The following is a 21,032-nucleotide window of genomic DNA, read 5'->3' as shown; positions in this document are numbered from 1 at the left end:
AGGCCATGGCACGTACTGAGCAAGCCCCGGCTTGCCCGGAATGCCGTAAACAGGCATAATTTTATTAATAAACACGAAAATATCAGAGTTCGAGCAGCAGAAATGCCATTTGCACAGATCAATCCGGACAGCCGCGTGTTTCTGTTCTTGCAGGGACCACATGGTCCGTTTTTCAGCAAGCTTGGACGATCGCTGCGCACCACCGGTGCAAAAGTGTTACGTGTCGGATTCAACGCAGGTGACGAGGCATTCTGGTTTGATCGCAATACCTACATCCCATACCGGAACCCACCCGAAGACTGGCCCGCAACGTTGACGGATCTCATCATCGCGAATGACGTGACTGATATTGTTCTATATGGCGACATCCGTCCCATTCACGCTCGCGCTATCGAAATTGCGAAGTCACGGGGCATAACCGTTCACGTTTTCGAAGAAGGGTACCTACGCCCTTGGTGGATAACTTATGAGCGAGGTGGATCGAACGGCAATTCGCGCCTTATGGACCTGAGCGTCGAACAGATGCAGCTCGCTCTTGAACAATCCGACACGCAGACGCCCCCGCCGCCTTCTCATTGGGGAGACATGCGCCAGCACATCTTTTACGGTGCTTTGTACCATGGGTTTGTCATGTTCCTGAATCACAAGTACCGAAGCTTTCGCCCTCATCGCGAACTGCCTGTATCCAAAGAATTCAGATTATATTTCAAACGCCTGGCCCTGATGCCCATTCATCGCTTACAGCGCAGCTGGGCGACTGCTCGTGTCAGGCGAGGCGGTTTTCCCTATCACCTCGTGTTGTTGCAACTGGGGCACGACAGCTCGGTTCAAGCGCATTCGGACTATTCTGGCATGTCTGATTTTATTGAGCAGGTCATTTCCGGGTTCGCTGAAGGTGCCCCGCTTCACCACCATCTGGTCGTCAAAGAACATCCATTGGAAAACCACCGCGAACCGCTGAGAAAACGCGTTCGCGAAATGGCAACTGCGCATGGCATATCGAACCGGGTGCATTATGTGCCAGGTGGCAAGCTCGCCAAACTGCTTGATGACGCAAGTTCAGCAGTCACTGTCAACTCGACCGCCGGGCAACAGGTGTTGTGGCGTGGCATTCCGTTACGCATCTTTGGCCGGTCCGTTTATGACAAGCCCGAGTTTGTATCTCAGCAGTCAGTTGCAGAGTTTTTTGCGACCCCCTCAGCTCCTTACAGCGATGCATACAAACGTTATCGACAGTTTCTTTTGGAAACCAGCCAGGTGCCGGGTGGGTTCTACTCCCGGCGCGGTCGGCGCCAGTTGCTGCGTCGCGCCACAGATATGATGCTGCGTGCAAACGACCCATATCAATCCATGATGAACGATACAGCGGCCATGACGCCACAGTTGAAAATCGTTGAGTGATATTGGCAACCTGTCGCTGGATGTTGTGGGCTGAAACAGTTAGCCTGCCCAAAACAAGCAACCAAAGACGTTTGAGGAATATCGGCAGTGCAGCGCTTTGCAATCCGTTGGGTACGGGGAGTATCCTTTGTCGCCGTATGCGGCTTGCTGGCGGCGTGCCAGCTTCCAAAGTCCGGTCCAAACAAGAATGAAATTCTGGCGGGCTCCACTGCAAATGGCGGAAATGCATTTGTTGTCGAAGTGGATGACAGGGTCGCGAAAGCAACATCTGCAATCCCGCAATTTGGTTTTTCTTCCACATTTACAAGCGCGCAAAGTCTTACCGCAGATACAGTTCGTCCCGGTGACGTGTTAGGGCTTTCAATCTGGGAAAACGTCGACGACGGTTTGCTGACCAGCGATCTGGGCGGGGCAACCATCCTCGATCAGGTTCAGGTGGACAGCGATGGGTACATTTTTGTCCCCTACGCAGGCCGTCTCCGTGCAGCGGGCAACACGCCCGAGCAGCTGCGTGCCCTGATTTCCAGCAAACTTGATGAACAAACACCCGATCCGCAGGTTCAGGTGCGCCGCATTGCAGGCGACGGATCAACGGTATCTTTGTCGGGAACAATCGGTGCGCCCGGCATCTACCCGATCGAGCGCCCGAGCCGCACTTTGTCGGGCATGTTAGCTCAGGCAGGCGGTGTGGCAGTCGCCTCAGACATTGCCTTGGTCACCGTGATCCGCGGCAATCAACGCGGTACCATCTGGTACAATGACCTGTTCCGAAACCCCAAGAGCGACATCGCCTTACGCGGCGGTGATCGTATTCTTGTTGAACAGGATACCCGTTCGTACATTGCCTTGGGTGCGACCGGCGGTCAGTCCCGCGTTGCCTTTGAAAGTCAGGATTTGTCCGCGCTGGAAGCTCTGGCACAGGTCGGCGGTCTGCAATCGTTGTCTTCTGACCCAACCGGTATCTTTGTCTTGCGAGACGAACGTCAGGATATCGCACGAAAAGTTATGGGACGACCCGACCTGCAGGGAGAGCAACGCATGATCTACCTGCTGAATCTTACAGCACCCAACGGGCTTTTTGTTGCACGCGACTTCGTTATTCGCGACGACGACACCATCTATGTAACCGAAGCGCCTTATGCACAGTGGACCAAGTCCATCTCGCTCATTGCAGGTGGGTTGACGCCGCTGGCGAACGTAAAAACGCTGACAGGTAATTGATGGATGCACCCAGAGTTGGAACAGTCGACCGGGAGTGAACGCTCTCGGTTGTTTGTTTATAATGGCGGCTTTCTGAGGCAGCGCCGGGTTCGCCGAATCCTGGCACTGGCAGGATACGATGTTCGGCTGGGCCTGCCAAAAGACGGCGATATCGTAGGTGTTTGGGGCAACAGCCCTACCGCGTATCGCGGATTGAATGTCGCGCAAAAGTACGCAAGCCCAATTCTCCGTGTTGAGGATGCCTTTCTGAGGTCACTGCATCCAGGGCGAGACGGAGAAGCACCACTTGGTTTGCTGCTTGACCGAAAAGGCGTGCACTTTGATCCAACCAGCCCGTCTGATCTCGAAAACCTGTTGTCAAAACACCCGCTTGATGACACGGCCCTGCTTAATCGTGCACGTGAGGCGATGGAGAGAATAGGTGAGCTTCATCTTAGCAAGTATTCAGCCTTTGACCTGAACCTCGCCCCCCCTGCCCCGGGTTATGTTCTGGTTGTGGACCAGACGCAGGGCGATGCAGCTGTCACCGCGAGCGGAGGTGATTACGCGAAGTTTCGCGAAATGCTGGTCATCGCGCAGGAGGAAAACCCCGGCGCGCGCGTGATCATCAAATCACACCCGGAAACACTTGCTGGACATCGCGCGGGGTATTTCTCGGATCAGGATCTGTCTGATCGCGTGTCGCTGTTACGCGATGCAATTAGTCCATGGTCACTGCTGGAAGGTGCTGTTGGGGTTTACACCCTTTCTTCTCAACTCGGTTTCGAAGCAATACTGGCCGGTCATAAGCCCCGCGTTTTCGGACAGCCGTTTTACGCCGGTTGGGAACTGACACAGGATCAGGATACTTTACCGAACCGCCGACGCGCTCTGACTCGAGCGCAGCTATTTGCGGCGGCCATGATTTTGTACCCGACCTGGTACGATCCCTATCGGGACCAGCTTTGCGAAATCGAAACCGTATTGAACACACTGGAGGCGCAAACAGGTGCCTGGCGGCAAGACCACAAGGGCTGGACCGCGTCCGGAATGAGACTGTGGAAGCGTAAACACCTCCAGAAGATGTTTGGACGGTACCGCAAGCTTCGCTTTACCAGCGGTCCAACTAGATCTTCCGAAAAGCCGCATATGGTTTGGGCCAGTCAGGATCGTGATGCGGAAGATACCGTTCGCATCGAAGATGGCTTTCTGCGATCTCGCGGTCTGGGTGCCAGTCTTGTACCTCCCCTGTCTCTGGTCACAGATGACCTCGGCATCTACTACGATCCAACCCGGCCCAGCCGGCTTGAAGAATTGATATCCGCCCGGGAAACACTTCGCCCGGATCAGGAACAGCGCGCTGAGCGCCTTGTCGCCCGCCTGACATCATTGGGCTTAAGCAAATACAACATCGGCAGTTCAGTTCCGTCATTGCCCGAAGGGCATCGCATTCTTGTGGTAGGCCAAGTGGAGGATGACGCATCCATTCTGCTGGGCACCAATACAGTACGCACAAATTTAGATCTACTGCGCACTGTGCGCGAAGCGAACCCTGATGCGGTCCTGATCTACAAACCCCATCCCGACGTCGAAGCTGGCCTGCGCGACGGAAAAGTCGAAGCTCATGAATGGGCGGATGTCATCGCGACCGATGTCGACCCGGCGGTATTGTTGCCCGAGGTTCACGAAGTGTGGACCATGACCTCGCTGTTGGGGTTCGAAGCGTTACTGCGCGGCATCAAGGTGACAACCTTGGGCGCACCATTCTACGCTGGCTGGGGTCTTACAACTGATCTTGGATCTGTTCCCGCCCGACGAGGTGCTCGCCCCTCTTTAATGGGGTTGGTTCATGCATCCCTGATCGACTATCCGCGTTACTATGATCCCGTTACCCGTCAACCGTGCCCCGTCGAAGTGGCTGTGGATCGTCTTGCAGAAAGAAATTCGCCTCAGGCAGGTCCACTGAACCGACTTCTATCTAAGCTGCAGGGTGCATTGGCCACACACGCGCATATCTGGCGTTAGTTGGGTGTTCAGCGCGATGCGCGCCGCCAGCGATGCAGGATATCGCCACCGATCGCCTGCGTTTCAATCAACTCAAAGCGAGGGGCGCTTTCAAGCGTCTCCAGACCGAGTGATCCGACCGCAGGCAGACCCTCTGCACCGATGGTCAAACCAGCGCTGAACCCGACCAACTCATCGACAAGGTCATCAGCCAGTAGGGACGCGGCCAAAGCGGCTCCGCCCTCGCAGAACAACCGGGTCAACCCGGCTTGCCCGAGCTGTTGCAAGAGATCAGAGGCATCTATGTGATGATCACTCAGAGCACAGGGTATCAGACGTGCGCCCAGCCCTTCCCATGCACGTGCGCGTTCGGCATCGGGTGCCGGCCCATGGCATAACCAGACCGGAGTTTCCTTGGCTGTGCGAGCGAGTTGCCCCATCAAAGGCAGATCCAGATGCCGTGAGACCACGACCCGCACGGGTTGCTGAGACACGCCGAGATCGCGCACCGTCAGCGACGGATCGTCTGCGCGAGCAGTCCCCGCACCAACCATCACAGCATCATGTCGCGCACGCATCGCATGCACGGCACGCCTGGCCTGAGGTCCGGTGATCCATTGGCTATGACCAGTGGAGGTAGCGATCCTGCCGTCAAAGCTGCTTGCCAGTTTTAGCGTAACGAACGGACGCCCCTGTTCGGTTTTGAGGAAAAAGCCTGCAAGATCCCATGCGGCTTGCTCCATCAAGACGCCCGTTGTGACCTCGATGCCAGCATCGCGTAGCATCGTAAAGCCCTGCCCGGCTACACGCGGATCACTGTCTTCGATGGCAGAGACAACACGCGCCACCCCAGCATCAATCAGGGCCTGCGCACAGGGAGGTGTCTGTCCATGATGCGAGCAGGGCTCGAGTGAGACGTAGGCGGTTGCACCACGCGCAGCTTCGCCCGCCTGTGCCAAGGCCTCGGTCTCGGCATGTGGACGACCACCTGGCTGCGTCCAACCGCGTCCGATAATCCGACCATCACGAACGAGTACGCACCCGACGGACGGATTGGGCCAACACGTGCCTTGCCCGCGCCGCCCTAATGAAAGGGCCAACGCCATATATCGCTTATCAGTTTCGCTCACTCGTCCGTCGAAGGCTGCGGCGGGCGCAGTTCGTGGACAAACTCCTCGAAGTCATCGGCCGCCTGGAAATTCTTGTAGACACTCGCAAAGCGAACATAGGCTACGGTATCGATCCGCGCCAGCGCCTCCATGACGATTTCACCGATTTTGTTGGATGGAATATCCGTATCGCCCATGCTTTCAAGACGGCGCACGATACCCGAGATCATCTGATCAATCCGGTCCGGCTCAACCGGGCGTTTCTGCATGGAAATTCGGATTGATCGTTCCAGCTTGTCGCGATCAAAATCTTCGCGCTTACCGTTTGTTTTTATCACAACCAGATCGCGCAGTTGAACACGTTCATAGGTCGTGAAGCGGCCTCCGCAAGCGGGGCAGAACCGGCGCCTGCGGATCGCGACGTGATCCTCTGCCGGGCGTGAATCCTTGACCTGAGTATCGATATTTCCGCAAAACGGGCAGCGCATCCGCCGTCTCCTCGTCCCTTGTTCCGCCTCTTTTTGTAAGCACTACGGCTGACTTATCCACAACTATAGGCGACCCGCTAGGATTTGGGTAGTCGGAATTTTTCAACGCAAGATAAAGGGGTCAGGCGAAGTGCGCAGCCACCTTACGCGCATGAGGTGCGCTGCGGTGTTCAAACAGATAGATGCCTTGCCATGTGCCCAATACCGGCTGCCCTTTGACAACAGGAATCGACAACGAAACCGGCATCATTGCCGCTTTGATATGGGCGGGCATATCATCAGGACCTTCATAGGTGTGCCGCAGATAAGACATTGAAGGATGATCCGAAGGCGGGACCAGACGCTCAAAAAATGTCTGCAAGTCCGTCTGAACCTCAGGGTCAGCGTTTTCCTGTATCAGCAATGAACACGAAGTATGGCGGACGAACAGCGTCAACAGCCCGTCCCCACCGACCGAGTTCAGCCAAGCACGAATTTCCGCAGTAAACTCATAGAGTCTTGAACCGCGCGTTTGAACAATGAACTCGGTCTGCATTTCAGCCTTTTACCGATGATTTATCTGTCTATGAAGGGCCGGAGATTGCAACGCCCGTTTGCCCCTTGTACCGACATGCTGTCACCGGGTTGAAAACCGGCAGAGACGAAACTGCCCTGTTGCGGCGCGCCACCAGTTGGGGCCTTAAGCGTAAACTGTACAGCCGTGCGGCGGCCGGTGGTAACACTGGGACCGTAACCTCTCAGTACGTATATTCTCTGCTGCCATCCAGCACCCAGAGTTCGCCGTGCAAAATCAGCGGCAGCACACCAATAGCCATCCACATCTCTTCGAGTTCTTGGAATAACTTCAAAATCGGTGCTGTTGATCGCTTCTGTCCGATAACCGTTCGGGGCTGCACTTACCTCGATAGCTGCGCTCAGCGCCACCGCTGTGAGAACTGAAACTCTAACAATCTGTTTCATCATTAACATCTTTCCTATGTTGACCTGAAACAAAGACTAGTATGTCGCAATTATCAGGACAGTGAAGTTCACAATCATTTCAAACGTCGACCAGTTCCGCGTGAACCGGAGACAACCATCCCTGATATCTTATCAGCATGCCCAATCCGGGCACATCGGCTGAAACATCAAACCGAAATCGTCCCTCATCATCTTGCCATTCAACAGTATTGGAGCGCGGCAGAAGAAATCGCGGACACGGCACCCCAAGAACGTGAAGACGAAGAATTTCTATACTTAATTTCTCACCAAGCATGACGGGCTTCAACCAGATAGACAAAGCCCCGATGCGCTCACGCACACAGTCAAGACTTGGGTCATAGGTCAGCTGAGATCGGGTTAAATGCGTGCCGAACTTCCGCTCCCAGATCCAGTTCTTCTCCTGACTTACAACCTCGAGTGAGACTGGCGCGTCCTCTGATGCTGCCGGGAAACCGCCAAGTCTGAGCAATAGTGAGATCACCCCCCTCTCACCACGTTCAATCCGGCAACGCCCAACATAAGCGCCCGACCCACTATGCAAATGTCTGACAGCAGGTGGAACAGGTTCGCCTGATGCAAGAGACACTAGAAACGGATCATGCATTCTTCAGAACCCTTGCGGCAAAAATCGGGACCTGATCGCCTCATCGGGCACCATACAGGTGTCGTATCGACCGAAGAACTCATAACGATTTCGGGCAATTAAGTTGTACAATGGATCTTTGAGAATTGACGGCAAGAAGCGACAAATAGAAAGCACCGGCCAAGGGCCCGGCAGAACCCTCATGGCAGCGGCAAATGCATCCAGCTTTTGATAAACAACGCCCCTCACGATCACGAGGTTGGTTTCGAAATCATCCATTGGCAAGCCCAGCTCTGAATAGAGTTTCTGTCCCACCGGGGATTGCGCCGTGGCAAAGCTAAACCGTCGGTTCCGGTCATGATTCAGCATGAAGCGGAAAAAGCGCGAGCACAAAACGCATTCGCCATCGAATACGATGAGGTCGTCTTCATAACCCGTTATGTCAGATGAACTTTCCGGCAATCCTGATCTCTGCTGCACTACACACTCAGTCAAAACTGCCACGCCGGTCTGCACCCGGCAATGCGACATGTAGGGCTGCCAAGGCATTGTTTTTTTCAGAGTGGAGACGTGTCGGGGAGCTTCGGACCGGTGATGTCCGGAGCTCAGCCTAATCCCCAAAAGGCACCGACCCGACACATCCTTTCATTTAGGAACCTGCCCGTGGATTCTCTTTCTCGAAACTGACAATGATTTGTGAGTATCGGTCAAAATGGCGCAGACATATGACTAACGGGGCTGACGCTCTGCGGTTCAGAAGTAGAAAAAACTACCTCCAACAAAGCCATGTGTCCAAAATTCTCAAACTTGCTAATATGATATCTGGTTAAACGGGGTTCAGACTTCACGATGGATGTCGATGTTTCCAGAATCCATATGCTGATCAAGGCGCTGAATGAGCAGACGCAGGATCAGCCGCTCGTTAGTCAGGTCATGAAAAACAGTGGCCTGAAAGAGGAAGACATTGCCCCACCCGCAACTGTCTACAGCGCCCATGGCGAAGCATTGTTTGTCCGATACGCATGCGATGCATTGGATGACATTACATTTGGCGCCAGGTCTGGTTTGTTGGTTTCTTCCTCCTCCAGCCTGACGGCCTATATCAGCAAATACTCACGCGATCTTCGCCAGGCCATGGAGAATGCAGGCCGGTTTCACAAGTTCATTGATCCGGCCATTGTTTTCAGCCTGCGTATTTCAGGGAACTTCGCATCGCTGGAGGCTGACTGGAAAGACCCGAGCTTTGCCCGGTATCATCGGAGAACTGAATTTCTGATGTTTGCTGCGCTGGCGCGCATGCGCACGCTCACACAATCTAAAATCTACCCGATTGAGATTCGCTTTCAGCACGAGATCGGACATCACGAAGCGATTTACCAAAAGATCGACGGCTTCCCGGTGGTGTTTGGTGCGGAGAAAATGGAAATTGTTTTACCGCTCTCTGCCCTCGACATTGGTATTCCCACATATGACCCCAGCTTGCGCGCGCATCTGTTGGACTACGGGGAACGCCTGCTTGCCGAAAGCCAATCGACCAAGAACATGGTACGTGCACAAGTCGAGGGTCTGATCACCCGCTCAATGCCGGGTCATGTCATTCCCGCCGAAGAAGCAGCCGCCCGCTTGGGAATGAGCCCGAGAACACTGACACGCCGCCTGCAATCCGAGGGGACCGGCTATCGCGAGGTCGTAGAAGACCTGCGATGCGATCTGGCTCAAACCTTTATCAAAAACGGAATGACCCTGTCCGAGATCTCATACTCGCTTGGATACGCTGATCAGGCAGCGTTTTCGAATGCCTTTAAACGGTGGACTGGACAAGCACCGAGCACATTCAAAAAACGGGTGAGCCACCCCATCAACGTGTCGAAACGGTAACCGGGGGTCATCAGCTAGAATGCCTCGCCCCGGCCAGCCCCATGAGTGGACATGAGAGACATAAAACCGGGACAACTCAATGCCTTGTGAAATCTCGCCAAAGTGATGTCACAGATGGCCACATGTTGGTGTTTGGCCAACAAAAAAGGCGCCTCAAATGAGGCGCCTTTGTTTTTACTGATCCAGGAAAGATCGTAGTTTACGCGACCGGCTGGGGTGCTTCAGCTTGCGGAGCGCCTTCGCCTCGATCTGACGGATACGTTCGCGGGTCACGCTGAACTGTTGACCAACTTCTTCCAGCGTATGGTCGGTGTTCATGCCGATGCCAAAGCGCATCCGCAGAACCCGCTCTTCACGCGGGGTGAGCGAGGCCAGAACCCGTGTCGTCGTTTCCTTGAGGTTTTCCTGAATGGCGCTGTCCAGCGGCAGCACAGCATTCTTGTCCTCGATGAAATCGCCCAGCTGGCTGTCTTCTTCGTCGCCAATTGGCGTTTCGAGCGAGATTGGCTCCTTGGCGATCTTCATCACCTTGCGAACCTTCTCCAGCGGCATCTGCAGCTTTTCGGCCAATTCTTCCGGCGTCGGTTCGCGGCCAATCTCGTGCAGCATCTGACGTCCGGTCCGGACCAACTTGTTGATCGTTTCGATCATGTGAACCGGAATACGGATTGTACGGGCCTGATCCGCGATCGAGCGCGTGATTGCCTGACGAATCCACCAGGTCGCATAGGTTGAGAACTTGTAACCACGGCGGTATTCGAACTTGTCCACCGCCTTCATCAGGCCGATGTTACCTTCCTGAATAAGATCAAGGAATTGCAGGCCACGGTTCGTATACTTTTTGGCGATCGAAATCACCAGGCGCAGGTTGGCCTCGACCATTTCTTTCTTGGCCTGACGCGCCTCTTTCTCACCCTTCTGAACTTGCTGCACGATGCGGCGGAATTCAGGGATATCCAGACCGACATACTGACCGACCTGAGCCATGTCGTTGCGCAGCTCTTCAACTTTGGCGGTCGAGCGTTCGATGAACATCTGCCAGCCCCGGCCCGGCTTTTCAGCCATGTCGGCCAACCAGTTCGGGTCCAGTTCGCGCCCGCGATAGGCGTCGATGAATTCACGACGGTTGATGCGGGCCTGGTCGGCCAGTTTCACCATCGAGCTGTCCAGCGACATGATCCGGCGGTTGATGCCATAAAGCTGGTCAATCAGCGCTTCGATACGGTTGTTGTGGAGATGCAGGCCGTTCACCAGTTCTACGATCTCGGCTCGCAGCTTCTGGTAAGTCGCTTCGTCTTTCTCGCTGAACGAATTGTCTTCATTCAGTGTGGCCGAAATCCGGCTGTCCTGCATTTCAGACAACATTGAGAAGTCGGTCGAGATCCGTTCCAGAGTGGTCAGAACCTGATCTTTCAGTGCGGCTTCCATCGCGGCCAAAGACATGTTGGCCTGTTCGTCATCATCGTCGTCGTCATCGTTGTTCAGCGGGTTGCCATCGGCATCCAACTCAGGACCCGTATCCTTGGCTGGCTTTGCCGCCTGCACTGCCGAGGTATCCACGACAGGTTCTTCAACATCGCCGTCTTCGTCCATCTGGTTGCCAAATGTGGCCTCCAGATCGATGACATCACGCAGAAGAATATCTTCGGACAGCAATTCGTCGTGCCAGATGGTGATCGCCTGGAAGGTCAGCGGGCTTTCGCACAGTCCGGCGATCATGGTGTTCCGACCGGCCTCGATCCGCTTGGCGATGGCAATCTCGCCTTCGCGGCTCAGCAGTTCGACCGAGCCCATTTCGCGCAGATACATGCGCACAGGGTCATCGGTGCGATCCAACTTTTCGGTGGCGGCACCAGCAAGTGCAACCTCACGGTTGCTTTCGGTTGTGACGAGTTCGGTCGAGCCTTTATTCTCTTCCTCCTCGGCCTCTTCATCTTCGATGATGTTGATGCCCATCTCGGACAGCATCGACATAACGTCTTCGATCTGTTCCGAGCTGACCTGATCAGGCGGCAGAACCTGATTGAGCTGGTCGTAGGTGATGTAACCTTTCTCGCGGGCCTCGGCGATCATCTTTTTGACCTGGGCCTGGCTCATGTCCAGCGAGATTTCCTGTTCCTGCTCTTCGGATTTGCGATCCTCAGTCGTGTCCTTGGCGGCCATTCAGTGCTCCTGCAGGGATGGGTGATTCGTTTGAACCGAATCATTAGCGCGAAGAAGTGATTCGGCTACCCGTTTACCCGTTTTTCTTTTCCAGTGCCTTACGAAAACACCACTTTACCGGCGTTTCCGTTCAAAATTGATACCCGACATGATCGCCGCAAACGCGTCTTTCTCGTCTCGGTTGATTCGCGCGCCATTGTCAGCGACATCGAAAACCGCCCTGTCTTCGTTCTGGCTACGGCTTGTGCGGTTACGTTCTTCGGCGGCCTGAGCCAACCGGTACGTCAGCGCCTCATCAGCCAGATCGGACAGTTCTTCCGCAGCTTCGGCAATCTCGGCATCCAACCCCCGGAGCGCTTTGATTTTTGCGAGTTCCTCGGCCAGCGTCATCTCGGCCTTTTCAACGTCGCCTGGTTTGAACACACAGGGGATTACTGCCACATGGCGAAGGCTCAGCAGGTTTTCAAGGGCATGCGGGCCCATTGCTGCAATAATGTGGTCTTGCAGGTTGTCCGGATCGTCAATCGCATGCCGCAATATGGCCTCGCGCAGCGCAGCATGATCGGGATCATGGCATTCCATTTCTTCCAGCTGATGTTCAAACTGAACAACTACCTTTGGGTTCAGGATTGCGATGGCCAGAATGGCTGCTTCACGCAGTTGAATGTCCGCATTCTCGGATGAGGCCAAGAATGAGGTCCTTGCCCCTGGCGACGCAGGTTGAGGTTGGGACTTCCAATTTCCGCGCGGCTGCCAGTTTCGGTTTTGCGATTGGCGCTGTGGCCGGAACAGCTGCCAGCGAAGGTCTTTTATCTCTTGTCCGTAGTGATTGCGGATAGAAGGATCGCGGATCAGTTTAATCTTTTCCCTCAGTGACTTGTCGAGAGCGGCCTTGCGTTCAGGACTGTCAAAGACCTTTCCCTCAGTCTCTCGCTGCCACAGCAGCTTGACCATGGGAATCGCACCTTCCAGAACAGTCTGAACGGCCCCTGCCCCCTCTGCCCGCAGCAGATCGTCAGGGTCTTTACCCTCTGGCATCAGCGCAAAGCGCAGCGATTTTCCCGCTTCCAGCAACGGCAACGCCAGATCAACCGCCCGCATCGCCGCGCGCAAACCCGCCGTATCACCATCCAGCGCGATGATCGGCTCGTCCGAAATACGCCAAAGCAGTTGAAGCTGATGCTCGGTAATCGCAGTTCCAAGCGGCGCAACAGACGCACCAAACCCGGCCTCGGCCAGCGCAATCACATCCATATAGCCTTCGGCGACAATCAACGGCTGGCCCTTGCCCGCAGACTGTCGCGCAGGCCCGTGATTATAAAGGCTTCGGCCTTTATCGAACAATTCAGTCTCGGGTGAGTTCAGGTATTTGGCATTGTCGTTGGGGTCCATCGCTCGCCCGCCAAAGGCAATGCACCGCCCGCGCGGATCCCGGATCGGGTACATGATCCGGTTGCGGAACGTATCGTAGGGCTTTTTGCCTTTATTCGAAGGCTTAGCCAGTCCCGCACCAAGGATCAGATCCTCCTCAATGCTCTTGCCGCGCAGGTGATCCCAAAGCCCCTGCCAACCGTCAGGCGCAAATCCGATCTCCCAGCGATCCAGCGCCTTTTCATCCAAACCCCGGCGCGAGAGATAATCCCGCGCCTCTGCCCCTGCCGCTGTTTTGAGCTGCAGGCGGAAGAACTGCGCCGCCTGCTCCATCACATCGGCAAGCTGACTGCGGCGATCTTGCTTTTCCTGCGCTTTTGGATCGCGCGCAGGCATAGGCATACCAGCCTCTCGGGCGAGGATTTCAACCGCTTCGATGAACGAAACGTTTTCGGTCTCTTTCACAAAGCTGATCGCGTCGCCTTTGGCGTGACAGCCAAAGCAATAGTAGAACCCTTTTTGGTCATCGACGTGGAATGAAGCGGTCTTTTCATGGTGGAAAGGACAAGGTGCCCACATATCCCCCTTGCCCTGATTGGACTTGCGGGCATCCCAAGTAACTTTGCGCCCCACGACCTGAGACAGGCTCAGTCGGGTACGTAGTTCATCCAGAAATCCAGGGGGCAGTGACATGTATCAAACCTGACAGAAACAGAAACGCTCGCCAAGGGATTGACGAGCGTTTGTCCACAGCGAATTCGCAAACCTGTGGATTATTGCTGTAAACACAGCTCCAGCCAGGCAGCACCAAGGTCCTTTTTGCGCACATCGCGCATCTTTTGCTCATAGACCCAAGGCGTAATCAACGGAATTGCCGCGTTGTAGTTCTCGGGCCATGTAGGACCAGTTGCGGCGACCGCCTCGGCCACATCGCGTTCCTTGACCTTGTCGAGTCGTGCCTTTTGGACAGCAGCAACAACATCTGCCTGATACTGACAGCTTTGTTCCTTGGTCTCAGCAGCAGCCAGAGGTGTAGCCAGCAATGCAGCGGCAACGGCAATACGCAACATGGGGTTCTCCCGGAATCGTTTCTTTGCCGTAGCTTACCCTCGCGTGGCCACGCCTTCCATCGCCCTTTTCAAATCGTGAACCAATGTCTCAGCCATCGAGCGAAACACCATGATCTGAAACGCATTTTCACCGACACGCGTGATCGATGCCGTCATGTGAAACAACAGGCTGCGCACCGTATGACCGCGTTTGAAATGCCCAGACCTGAGATCAACAGGCACCAATCGCGCTAATACCTGCTCAGCCCGATCACCTTCCAGCCGGACAACCGCCCAGGCATCAGACTGATCCACCACAGCGGCATGTTTCTCAAGCGATGCATCCGGCTCTGGCCCTATCAGCATCGCATGAGAATGCCCGAGCCAGACCGCGCGTGCGCCAGACTTTCCTGTCGCACGATTGGCGGCGGGATATGCCATCCCATGCGCAGCCTTCAACGCATCGGACAGGGCCTTCTTCTGTCCCTTCAATGGCGAAACTGAAGTGATGGCACCGACATCCTCCTCGCTGACAGAAACCGATCCAACGGTCAGAGGCAAAAGACCGGCACAGGCTGTCTTGGCAATCAGCTTATCCACGAACGCGCCCTCCCTCGGGGTCAAAGAACACCGGATTTACCACTTCGCAAAGCGTGGTTACGCCACGCAGGTGATCCACCATTTTCACAACCTCGCCTTCGCGGTCTGGCCCATCCGCCAGAAACGCCAGCCCGATCATGGTTTCCAGCGTCGGAGAGTAACAAACCGATGTTATGTATCCCTGATCGCTGGTCCGCACGGGTTCGGCTTCTTCATTGTAAAGATGTGCCCCGGCCAGCAGTTGCCTGCTTTCTCCGATTGGCTTGAGGCCGACCAGTCGTTCGCGCCCCGCCTCTTCCAGACCCGGTCGCTCTGACATCGTTTTACCGATACAGTCTTTCTTCTGCGAAACCATCCGGCCCATGCCGATATCATAGGCGGTAGTGCGACCATGGATTTCCGCGTGCGTGATAAAACCTTTTTCGATCCGCAAAACGTTCAGGGCTTCCATACCGTACAAACCACCACCCAGCGCCTCGGCCCGTTCAATCAGAATATCGAACAGGCTGGCTCCGTAGCGGGCAGGAACTGCTATTTCATAGGCATGTTCACCCGAGAATGAGATGCGGAACAAACGCCCTTTGACACCCAGCACTTCGACTTGCCCACAAGCCATGAAAGGCCAGCTTTCATCGTCAAGTGTTTGATCCAAAAGGCCACTCAGCAATTCTCGTGATTTCGGTCCGGCAACAGCGAATTGTGCCCACTGCTCTGTGACTGACGTGAAAGACACATCCAGATCTGGGCATAAACCCTGATGCACAAACTCGAGATGTTTCATCACCTCACCCGCCGCAGCGGTTGTCGTTGTCATCAGGTAGTGATTTTCACCCAAACGCGCAGTCGTGCCGTCATCCATCACATAGCCGTCTTCGCGCAGCATCAGGCCATAGCGCACACGCCCGACCTTCAGCGTCGAGAACATGTTGGTATAGACGAAATCCAGAAACTTTCCCGCATCCGGGCCCTGAATATCGATCTTGCCCAGCGTCGAGACATCGCAGACACCGACCGCATCACGCACCTGTTTGACCTCACGATCACAGGATTCCCGCCAAGTGGTTTCGCCCGTTTTGGGGAAGTAGCTCGGCCGATACCACAATCCTGCCTCGATCATCGGAGCATTTCGCGCGACGGAAGCTTTGTGTGAAGTTGTAAAACGCTGAGGCTTGAAGCCCTCGCCTTCTGCACCAGCGCCATAGGCCCCGATAGCAATCGGCGAATATGGCGGCCGGAATGTGGTGGTCCCGGTTTCCGGAATGCCCCGCCCCGTCGCATCCGCCAAAATAGCCAGCGCTGCAACATTCGAGTTCTTACCCTGATCCGTCGCCATACCTTGTGTGGTGTAGCGCTTCATATGCTCTACCGAGCGGAAGTTTTCGGTTGCCGCCTGTTTGACATCTTTGACAGTCACGTCGTTCTGGAAATCCAGCCACGCGCGTCCTTTGCCCGGAACCGCCCAAAGCTGCGTGATCTCGTAAGACGCATCTTCTGCTACAGGCAATGCTATATCCGGTGCTGTCAGTCCAAGCCCTTCCAGCGCTTCACCCGCCGCAGCAATTCCCTCGCGCAAACAGGCCGAAGTCGAGAACGAACCGTTGCAGGCCCCTGCAATCGACATTCCGGGTACTGATCCAGGTGTCGGCACAAACGCTTCGATATCGCGCCGCCACGTGGGTCGTCCATTCATGTGGCAGGTCAGGTGCACCGACGGGTTCCAGCCTCCGGTCATGGCAAGGCAGTCTGTGTGAATACGTTCCTCGCCGCTTGGGCGCCGTACCGTAATGGATTCAAGCCCTTTTCGGCCCGAACTACCACAAACCTGAGCACCGCGCAGAACCTGATAGTCCTTCGACAGCGGAGCGTCATGACGGCTGTCGATCACGGCCGCGACATGAACACCAGCATCCAGCAAATCACGCGCTGTACGGTGAATGTCATCCGTATTACCAAAGATCGTGACATTCCGACCCGCGCTGACTCCCCATCGGTTCAGATAGGCCCGCACCGCGCCAGCGGTCATGATCCCGGGGCGGTCGTTGTCGCGAAAGGCAACCGGGCGCTCCAAAGCGCCAGCCGCCAGTACCGAACGCTTGGCCACAATGCGCCAATAGGTCTCCAACGGTGCGCCGTTCGGTCGACGCTCGGTATGATGCAGCACACGTTCAACGGCGGCAAAAGTGCCCTGATCATAAGCGCCTGCAACCGTCGTCCGTGTCATCAGCCGAACGTTGTCCATCGACTTCAGTTCAGCCAAAACCTCGTCGGCCCAGACATTTCCAGGCTTCCCATCGATTTCATAGGTTTCAGCCAGCAGACGCCCGCCCATCCGGTTGCTTTCATCGGCCAGAATGACGTCAGCGCCAGCGCGCCCGGCGGTAAGTGCTGCCATCAGCCCTGCGGGTCCGGCACCGATAACGAGCAAGTCGCAGAAGGCATAGGCGCTTTCATACTTGTCCGTATTGTCCCGCCCAGACAATGCACCCAGTCCGGCAGCGCGCCGGATCGCGGGTTCATAGACCTTTTCCCAAAAGCTCTTGGGCCACATGAAGGTTTTATAGTAGAACCCCGCCCCCAAGAACGGGGCCGCCAGATCGTTGAGCGACAAAAGATCAAAGTTCAGGCTGGGCCAGCGGTTCTGACTGCGTGCTTCAAGACCAGGATAAATCTCCTGCATCGTGGCGCGCACATTAGGCTCCTGTGTCGGACCACTTCCAACTGTCATAAGCGCATTTGGCTCTTCGCTGCCCGCCGTCAAAACCCCACGCGGGCGATGATATTTGAAAGACCGCCCCATCAGTCGCTGCTCATTTGCAAGCAGAGCTGAGGCAAGCGTGTCGCCCTCAAACCCGGAATAGCTGATACCGTCAAAGACGAAAGGAACAGGCTTTGAACGATCAATCAGACCTTTACCATTGATCCTCATGATTTCGCCTCCGATGCCAGTTCAGTCTTCAGAACCTCATGCGTGACGGTGTCCCGGGTCACGACGATCCATGCCCCACAGCCGCCTTCGTGGTACCAGAGGTCGCGCGTCACACCGGCTGGATTATCACGTAGATAAACGAAGTTATCCCATGCCTCTTCACCCGCGTCAGGCGCCGGACGCTCAAGATCGACCGCTGCGCCGCGATAGTAAAACTCACGCCGGTCCCGTTCTCCGCAATGCGGACAGGTGATCCTCATGACCGCGCCCCTTGCTGTACTTTGTTATGAAACTGCATCTACCCAACCTCAGTGCAGGTTATGCTGAGAGCCTTTGCCCTCTTCATCTATGATCCCACGCCCTGTCCGGAACCGATCCAGTCGAAAGCCGGTTGCATTCTCGTGATACTGCCCCGTGGCGATCAGATGCGCGAAGACGTTGCCCGATCCTGGTACGGCCTTGAAACCACCGTAGTTCCAGCCGCAATTCAGGTAGAGCCCCTCGATATGCGTTGTATCGATAATCGGAGAACCATCAGGCGACATGTCCATGATCCCACCCCACGATCGCAGAACCTTGGCCTTTGAGATCATCGGCAAAAGCGTGACACCGGCCTCCATAACGCTTTCGACGGTCGGCAGATTGCCGCGTGCGGCGTAGGACGCGTAGAAATCAAGATCACCACCGAAGACAAGGCCACCCTTGTCCGACTGGCTGATATAGAAATGCCCCATGCCGAAGGTGACGACGTGATCGATACAGGGCTTCAGCCCTTCGGTCACAAAGGCCTGCAAAACATGGCTTTCGACCGGCAGTCGCATTCCTGCCATCGCGGCCACCTGCCCCGAACGCCCGGCAGCGACCATAGCGACTTTCTTAGCCCGGATCGGACCGCGAGAGGTCTGCACACCTCGAACCACACCGTTTTCGATGTCAATTCCTGTAACCTCGCAGTTCTGAATCAGATCAACACCGCGTTGATCCGCTCCGCGCGCGTATCCCCATGCCACAGCATCGTGACGGGCGGTCCCACCACGCGCGTGATAGAGGCCGCCGTAAATCGGAAAGCGCAAATTGTCGTAATTGAGGTACGGCAGCATTGATTTCAGCTCGTCCCGCCCCAGCAATACTGCGTCGTCGCCCTGACTGATCATCATGTTTCCACGACGTGCGGCCGCGTCCCGCTGGCCGTCGGAATGGAACAGGTTGATGATACCGCGCTGCGAATGCATGACGTTGTAGTTCAGATCTTCTTCCAGCCCTTCCCACAGTTTCAACGAATGTGAATAGAACTCGGAATTTCCCTGAAGGAAGTAGTTGGCGCGCACGATCGTCGTATTTCGACCAACGTTGCCGCCACCGATGTAGCCCTTCTCAAGCACCGCAACATTTGTCAGGCCATGTTCCTTGGCCAGATAATACGCGGTGCTCAGACCGTGACCGCCGCCGCCGATGATGACGATGTCATACTCAGCTTTCGGCTCAGGATCGCGCCAATGCGGCGTCCACCCTTTGTTACCAGTCAAACCCTCTTTGAGGACGCGTAAGCCGGAAAAACGCATTCAGATCTCCCTGCGAGTTCGTCGGCATCAAACCAACTCCCGAAAGCAGTAGCAATGCGGTGAAACGGTTCCGCCTCTGTTTTCGACAAGAACTTGTCTATCGGCGACTAAAAATACGGGCATCACGACTTACGCTTTGCAAGTCAGCATCGAGTGAAAGATATATAAATCTGATAGTTAACCAAATCAGACAGTATTCTCTGCCTGGTGTTGCGCATAGTTCAAGAAAAACGACAATCGGCTCACCAATTCCAAGCCGATTGTCGCTCGTTTTCAGTTACAGACCTTTTGCGCGGTAGCTTTTCGATACGCGGTCAATCGCTACGATATAGGCAGCAGTCCGCAGATCATCGACATCGGCCCGGTCATGCCAAACCTCGCTCATCGACTGATAGGCGATCCGCATGGTGTCATCGAGGCCTGACCGCACCAGTTCAAGCTCATCCGCACCTTTCAGATACTTGGCCTTAAAGTCCGGAGACATAGACCATGCATCGCCGAGGTAGCGATCAAGCCGTTCCAGTTCGCTGACGATCAGTTCATGCCGCGCCTCTTCCTGACGACGCTGCATGCGACCGAACCGAATATGGCTAAGGTTCTTGACCCATTCAAAGTAAGAGACCGTCACACCACCCGCGTTGGCGTACATATCGGGGATAATAACGGTACCTTTCTTGCGAAGGATCTCATCTGCACCCGCCGTCACCGGTCCGTTTGCGGCCTCGATGATCAACGGTGCCTTGATGTTCTCTGCATTGGACAAGTTGATCACACCTTCCAGTGCCGCCGGGATCAGGATGTCACATTCCTGCTCCAGAACTGCGCCACCTTCGGCGGTGTGGGTCGCATCCGGATAGTCTTTTACACCGCCATGCTTGACGATCCACTGGCGTACAGCCTCCACATCAATCCCGTCGGGATTATAGAGTGCCCCATCCCATTCGATGATACCCACGATGCGAGAGCCGTCTTCTTCGCTCAGGAACTTGGCGGCGTGGTAGCCCACATTGCCCAACCCCTGCACGATTACCCGCTTGCCATCCAGTTTCCCGGACATTCCCGCTTTCTTGACGTCCTCGGGGTGACGGAAAAACTCGCGCAAGGCGTATTGAATACCGCGACCGGTTGCTTCCACGCGCCCCGCGATACCGCCAGCATTCAACGGCTTACCGGTAACGCAAGCACGCGAGTTGATGTCCGTGGTGTTCATCCGAGCGTATTGGTCAGCGATCCATGCCATTTCACGCTCACCCGTTCCCATATCAGGAGCAGGCACGTTCTGAGACGGATTGATCAGGTCACGTTTTGCCAGCTCATAGGCGAAACGACGGGTGATCTGCTCCAGTTCATGTTCTTCATACTGACGCGGATCAATACACAATCCACCCTTTGATCCACCAAACGGCGCTTCGACCAACGCGCATTTATACGTCATCAGCGCTGCAAGGGCTTCAACCTCATCCTGATTCACCGCCGTGGCATAGCGAATACCACCCTTTACCGGCTCCATATGTTCGGAATGAACCGATCGATAACCTGTGAAAGTGTGGATTTGCCCGCGCAGGCGAACGCCAAATCGCACGGTATAGGTGGCGTTGCACACCCGGATCTTTTCCTCCAGCCCCGGCGGCAGGTCCATCAGGGACGCAGCCCTGTTAAACATCAGATCAACACTTTCACGAAAGCTGGGTTCATTGATGGGCGTCATAAAATCCTC

General features: G+C 55.4%; 17 protein-coding genes. 4 read left to right on the top strand and 13 right to left on the bottom strand.

Going from position 1 to position 21,032, the window contains the following annotated elements; genetic code table 11:
- Window positions 1-102 precede the first annotated feature (102 nt).
- The 3 genes from GOX61_RS08300 to GOX61_RS08290 all read left to right on the top strand — a co-directional run bounded on the left by GOX61_RS08300 (window position 103) and on the right by GOX61_RS08290 (window position 4,626).
- Window positions 103-1,401 carry a capsule biosynthesis protein gene (locus GOX61_RS08300; RefSeq protein WP_170332808.1) on the top strand — a complete coding sequence of 433 codons (1,299 nt, stop codon included), beginning with the start codon at window positions 103-105 and terminating at the stop codon, window positions 1,399-1,401.
- A gap of 87 nt (window positions 1,402-1,488) precedes the next feature.
- The gene (locus GOX61_RS08295; protein ID WP_170332805.1) at window positions 1,489-2,622 is read left to right on the top strand and encodes a polysaccharide biosynthesis/export family protein; all 1,134 of its coding nucleotides are present in this window, start codon (window positions 1,489-1,491) and stop codon (window positions 2,620-2,622) included.
- A gap of 3 nt (window positions 2,623-2,625) precedes the next feature.
- Window positions 2,626-4,626: a capsular polysaccharide biosynthesis protein gene (locus GOX61_RS08290; protein WP_170332803.1), complete on the top strand. Its 2,001-nt coding sequence runs from the start codon at window positions 2,626-2,628 to the stop codon at window positions 4,624-4,626.
- 8 nt (window positions 4,627-4,634) lie between these two features.
- Here GOX61_RS08290 and ribD read toward each other — a convergent pair whose 3' ends face one another.
- The 5 genes from ribD to GOX61_RS08265 all read right to left on the bottom strand — a co-directional run bounded on the left by ribD (window position 4,635) and on the right by GOX61_RS08265 (window position 8,246).
- The gene (ribD, locus tag GOX61_RS08285; protein ID WP_170332801.1) at window positions 4,635-5,735 is read right to left on the bottom strand and encodes a bifunctional diaminohydroxyphosphoribosylaminopyrimidine deaminase/5-amino-6-(5-phosphoribosylamino)uracil reductase RibD; all 1,101 of its coding nucleotides are present in this window, start codon (window positions 5,733-5,735) and stop codon (window positions 4,635-4,637) included.
- Window positions 5,732-6,202: a transcriptional regulator NrdR gene (gene nrdR / locus GOX61_RS08280; RefSeq protein ID WP_155143426.1), complete on the bottom strand. Its 471-nt coding sequence runs from the start codon at window positions 6,200-6,202 to the stop codon at window positions 5,732-5,734. The genes ribD and nrdR overlap by 4 nt, the downstream gene beginning before the upstream one ends.
- Window positions 6,203-6,323: 121 nt before the next feature.
- Entirely contained in the window at window positions 6,324-6,737 is a 414-nt protein-coding gene (locus GOX61_RS08275; protein ID WP_170332800.1) for a secondary thiamine-phosphate synthase enzyme YjbQ, read from the bottom strand.
- 504 nt (window positions 6,738-7,241) lie between these two features.
- Window positions 7,242-7,787, bottom strand: coding sequence for a DUF4166 domain-containing protein (locus tag GOX61_RS08270; RefSeq protein ID WP_170332797.1), 546 nt, complete (start codon window positions 7,785-7,787; stop codon window positions 7,242-7,244).
- A 3-nt stretch (window positions 7,788-7,790) separates the two neighbouring features.
- Window positions 7,791-8,246 carry a thiol-disulfide oxidoreductase DCC family protein gene (locus GOX61_RS08265; RefSeq protein WP_367646951.1) on the bottom strand — a complete coding sequence of 152 codons (456 nt, stop codon included), beginning with the start codon at window positions 8,244-8,246 and terminating at the stop codon, window positions 7,791-7,793.
- Between the two features lie 396 nt (window positions 8,247-8,642).
- Here GOX61_RS08265 and GOX61_RS08260 point away from each other — a divergent pair, with 396 nt between their 5' ends.
- Window positions 8,643-9,644 carry a helix-turn-helix domain-containing protein gene (locus tag GOX61_RS08260; RefSeq protein WP_254436802.1) on the top strand — a complete coding sequence of 334 codons (1,002 nt, stop codon included), beginning with the start codon at window positions 8,643-8,645 and terminating at the stop codon, window positions 9,642-9,644.
- Window positions 9,645-9,818: 174 nt separating this feature from the next.
- Here GOX61_RS08260 and rpoD read toward each other — a convergent pair whose 3' ends face one another.
- The 8 genes from rpoD to GOX61_RS08220 all read right to left on the bottom strand — a co-directional run bounded on the left by rpoD (window position 9,819) and on the right by GOX61_RS08220 (window position 21,023).
- A complete protein-coding gene (gene rpoD / locus GOX61_RS08255; protein ID WP_170332793.1) occupies window positions 9,819-11,807 on the bottom strand; it encodes an RNA polymerase sigma factor RpoD in 1,989 nt (662 codons plus the stop codon).
- A 114-nt stretch (window positions 11,808-11,921) separates the two neighbouring features.
- Window positions 11,922-13,871, bottom strand: coding sequence for a DNA primase (gene dnaG, locus GOX61_RS08250; protein ID WP_155136099.1), 1,950 nt, complete (start codon window positions 13,869-13,871; stop codon window positions 11,922-11,924).
- 80 nt (window positions 13,872-13,951) lie between these two features.
- Window positions 13,952-14,248 (bottom strand): hypothetical protein, encoded by a 297-nt coding sequence (locus GOX61_RS08245; protein ID WP_155136102.1) that lies wholly within the window; start codon window positions 14,246-14,248, stop codon window positions 13,952-13,954.
- 33 nt (window positions 14,249-14,281) lie between these two features.
- Window positions 14,282-14,827, bottom strand: coding sequence for a sarcosine oxidase subunit gamma (locus GOX61_RS08240; RefSeq protein ID WP_170332791.1), 546 nt, complete (start codon window positions 14,825-14,827; stop codon window positions 14,282-14,284).
- A complete protein-coding gene (locus tag GOX61_RS08235) occupies window positions 14,820-17,753 on the bottom strand; it encodes a sarcosine oxidase subunit alpha family protein (protein ID WP_170332789.1) in 2,934 nt (977 codons plus the stop codon). Before GOX61_RS08235 ends, GOX61_RS08240 begins: the two co-directional genes overlap by 8 nt.
- A complete protein-coding gene (locus GOX61_RS08230; RefSeq protein WP_170332787.1) occupies window positions 17,750-18,013 on the bottom strand; it encodes a sarcosine oxidase subunit delta in 264 nt (87 codons plus the stop codon). The genes GOX61_RS08235 and GOX61_RS08230 overlap by 4 nt, the downstream gene beginning before the upstream one ends.
- Window positions 18,014-18,061: 48 nt before the next feature.
- Window positions 18,062-19,315, bottom strand: coding sequence for a sarcosine oxidase subunit beta family protein (locus tag GOX61_RS08225; protein WP_170332785.1), 1,254 nt, complete (start codon window positions 19,313-19,315; stop codon window positions 18,062-18,064).
- 277 nt (window positions 19,316-19,592) lie between these two features.
- Window positions 19,593-21,023, bottom strand: coding sequence for a Glu/Leu/Phe/Val family dehydrogenase (locus GOX61_RS08220; protein ID WP_170332783.1), 1,431 nt, complete (start codon window positions 21,021-21,023; stop codon window positions 19,593-19,595).
- Window positions 21,024-21,032 lie beyond the last annotated feature (9 nt).

Origin of the sequence: Ruegeria arenilitoris (assembly GCF_013030265.1) — a bacterium.
Lineage (GTDB): Bacteria > Pseudomonadota > Alphaproteobacteria > Rhodobacterales > Rhodobacteraceae > Ruegeria > Ruegeria arenilitoris_E.
This window is presented reverse-complemented; position numbering and strand designations above follow the sequence as displayed.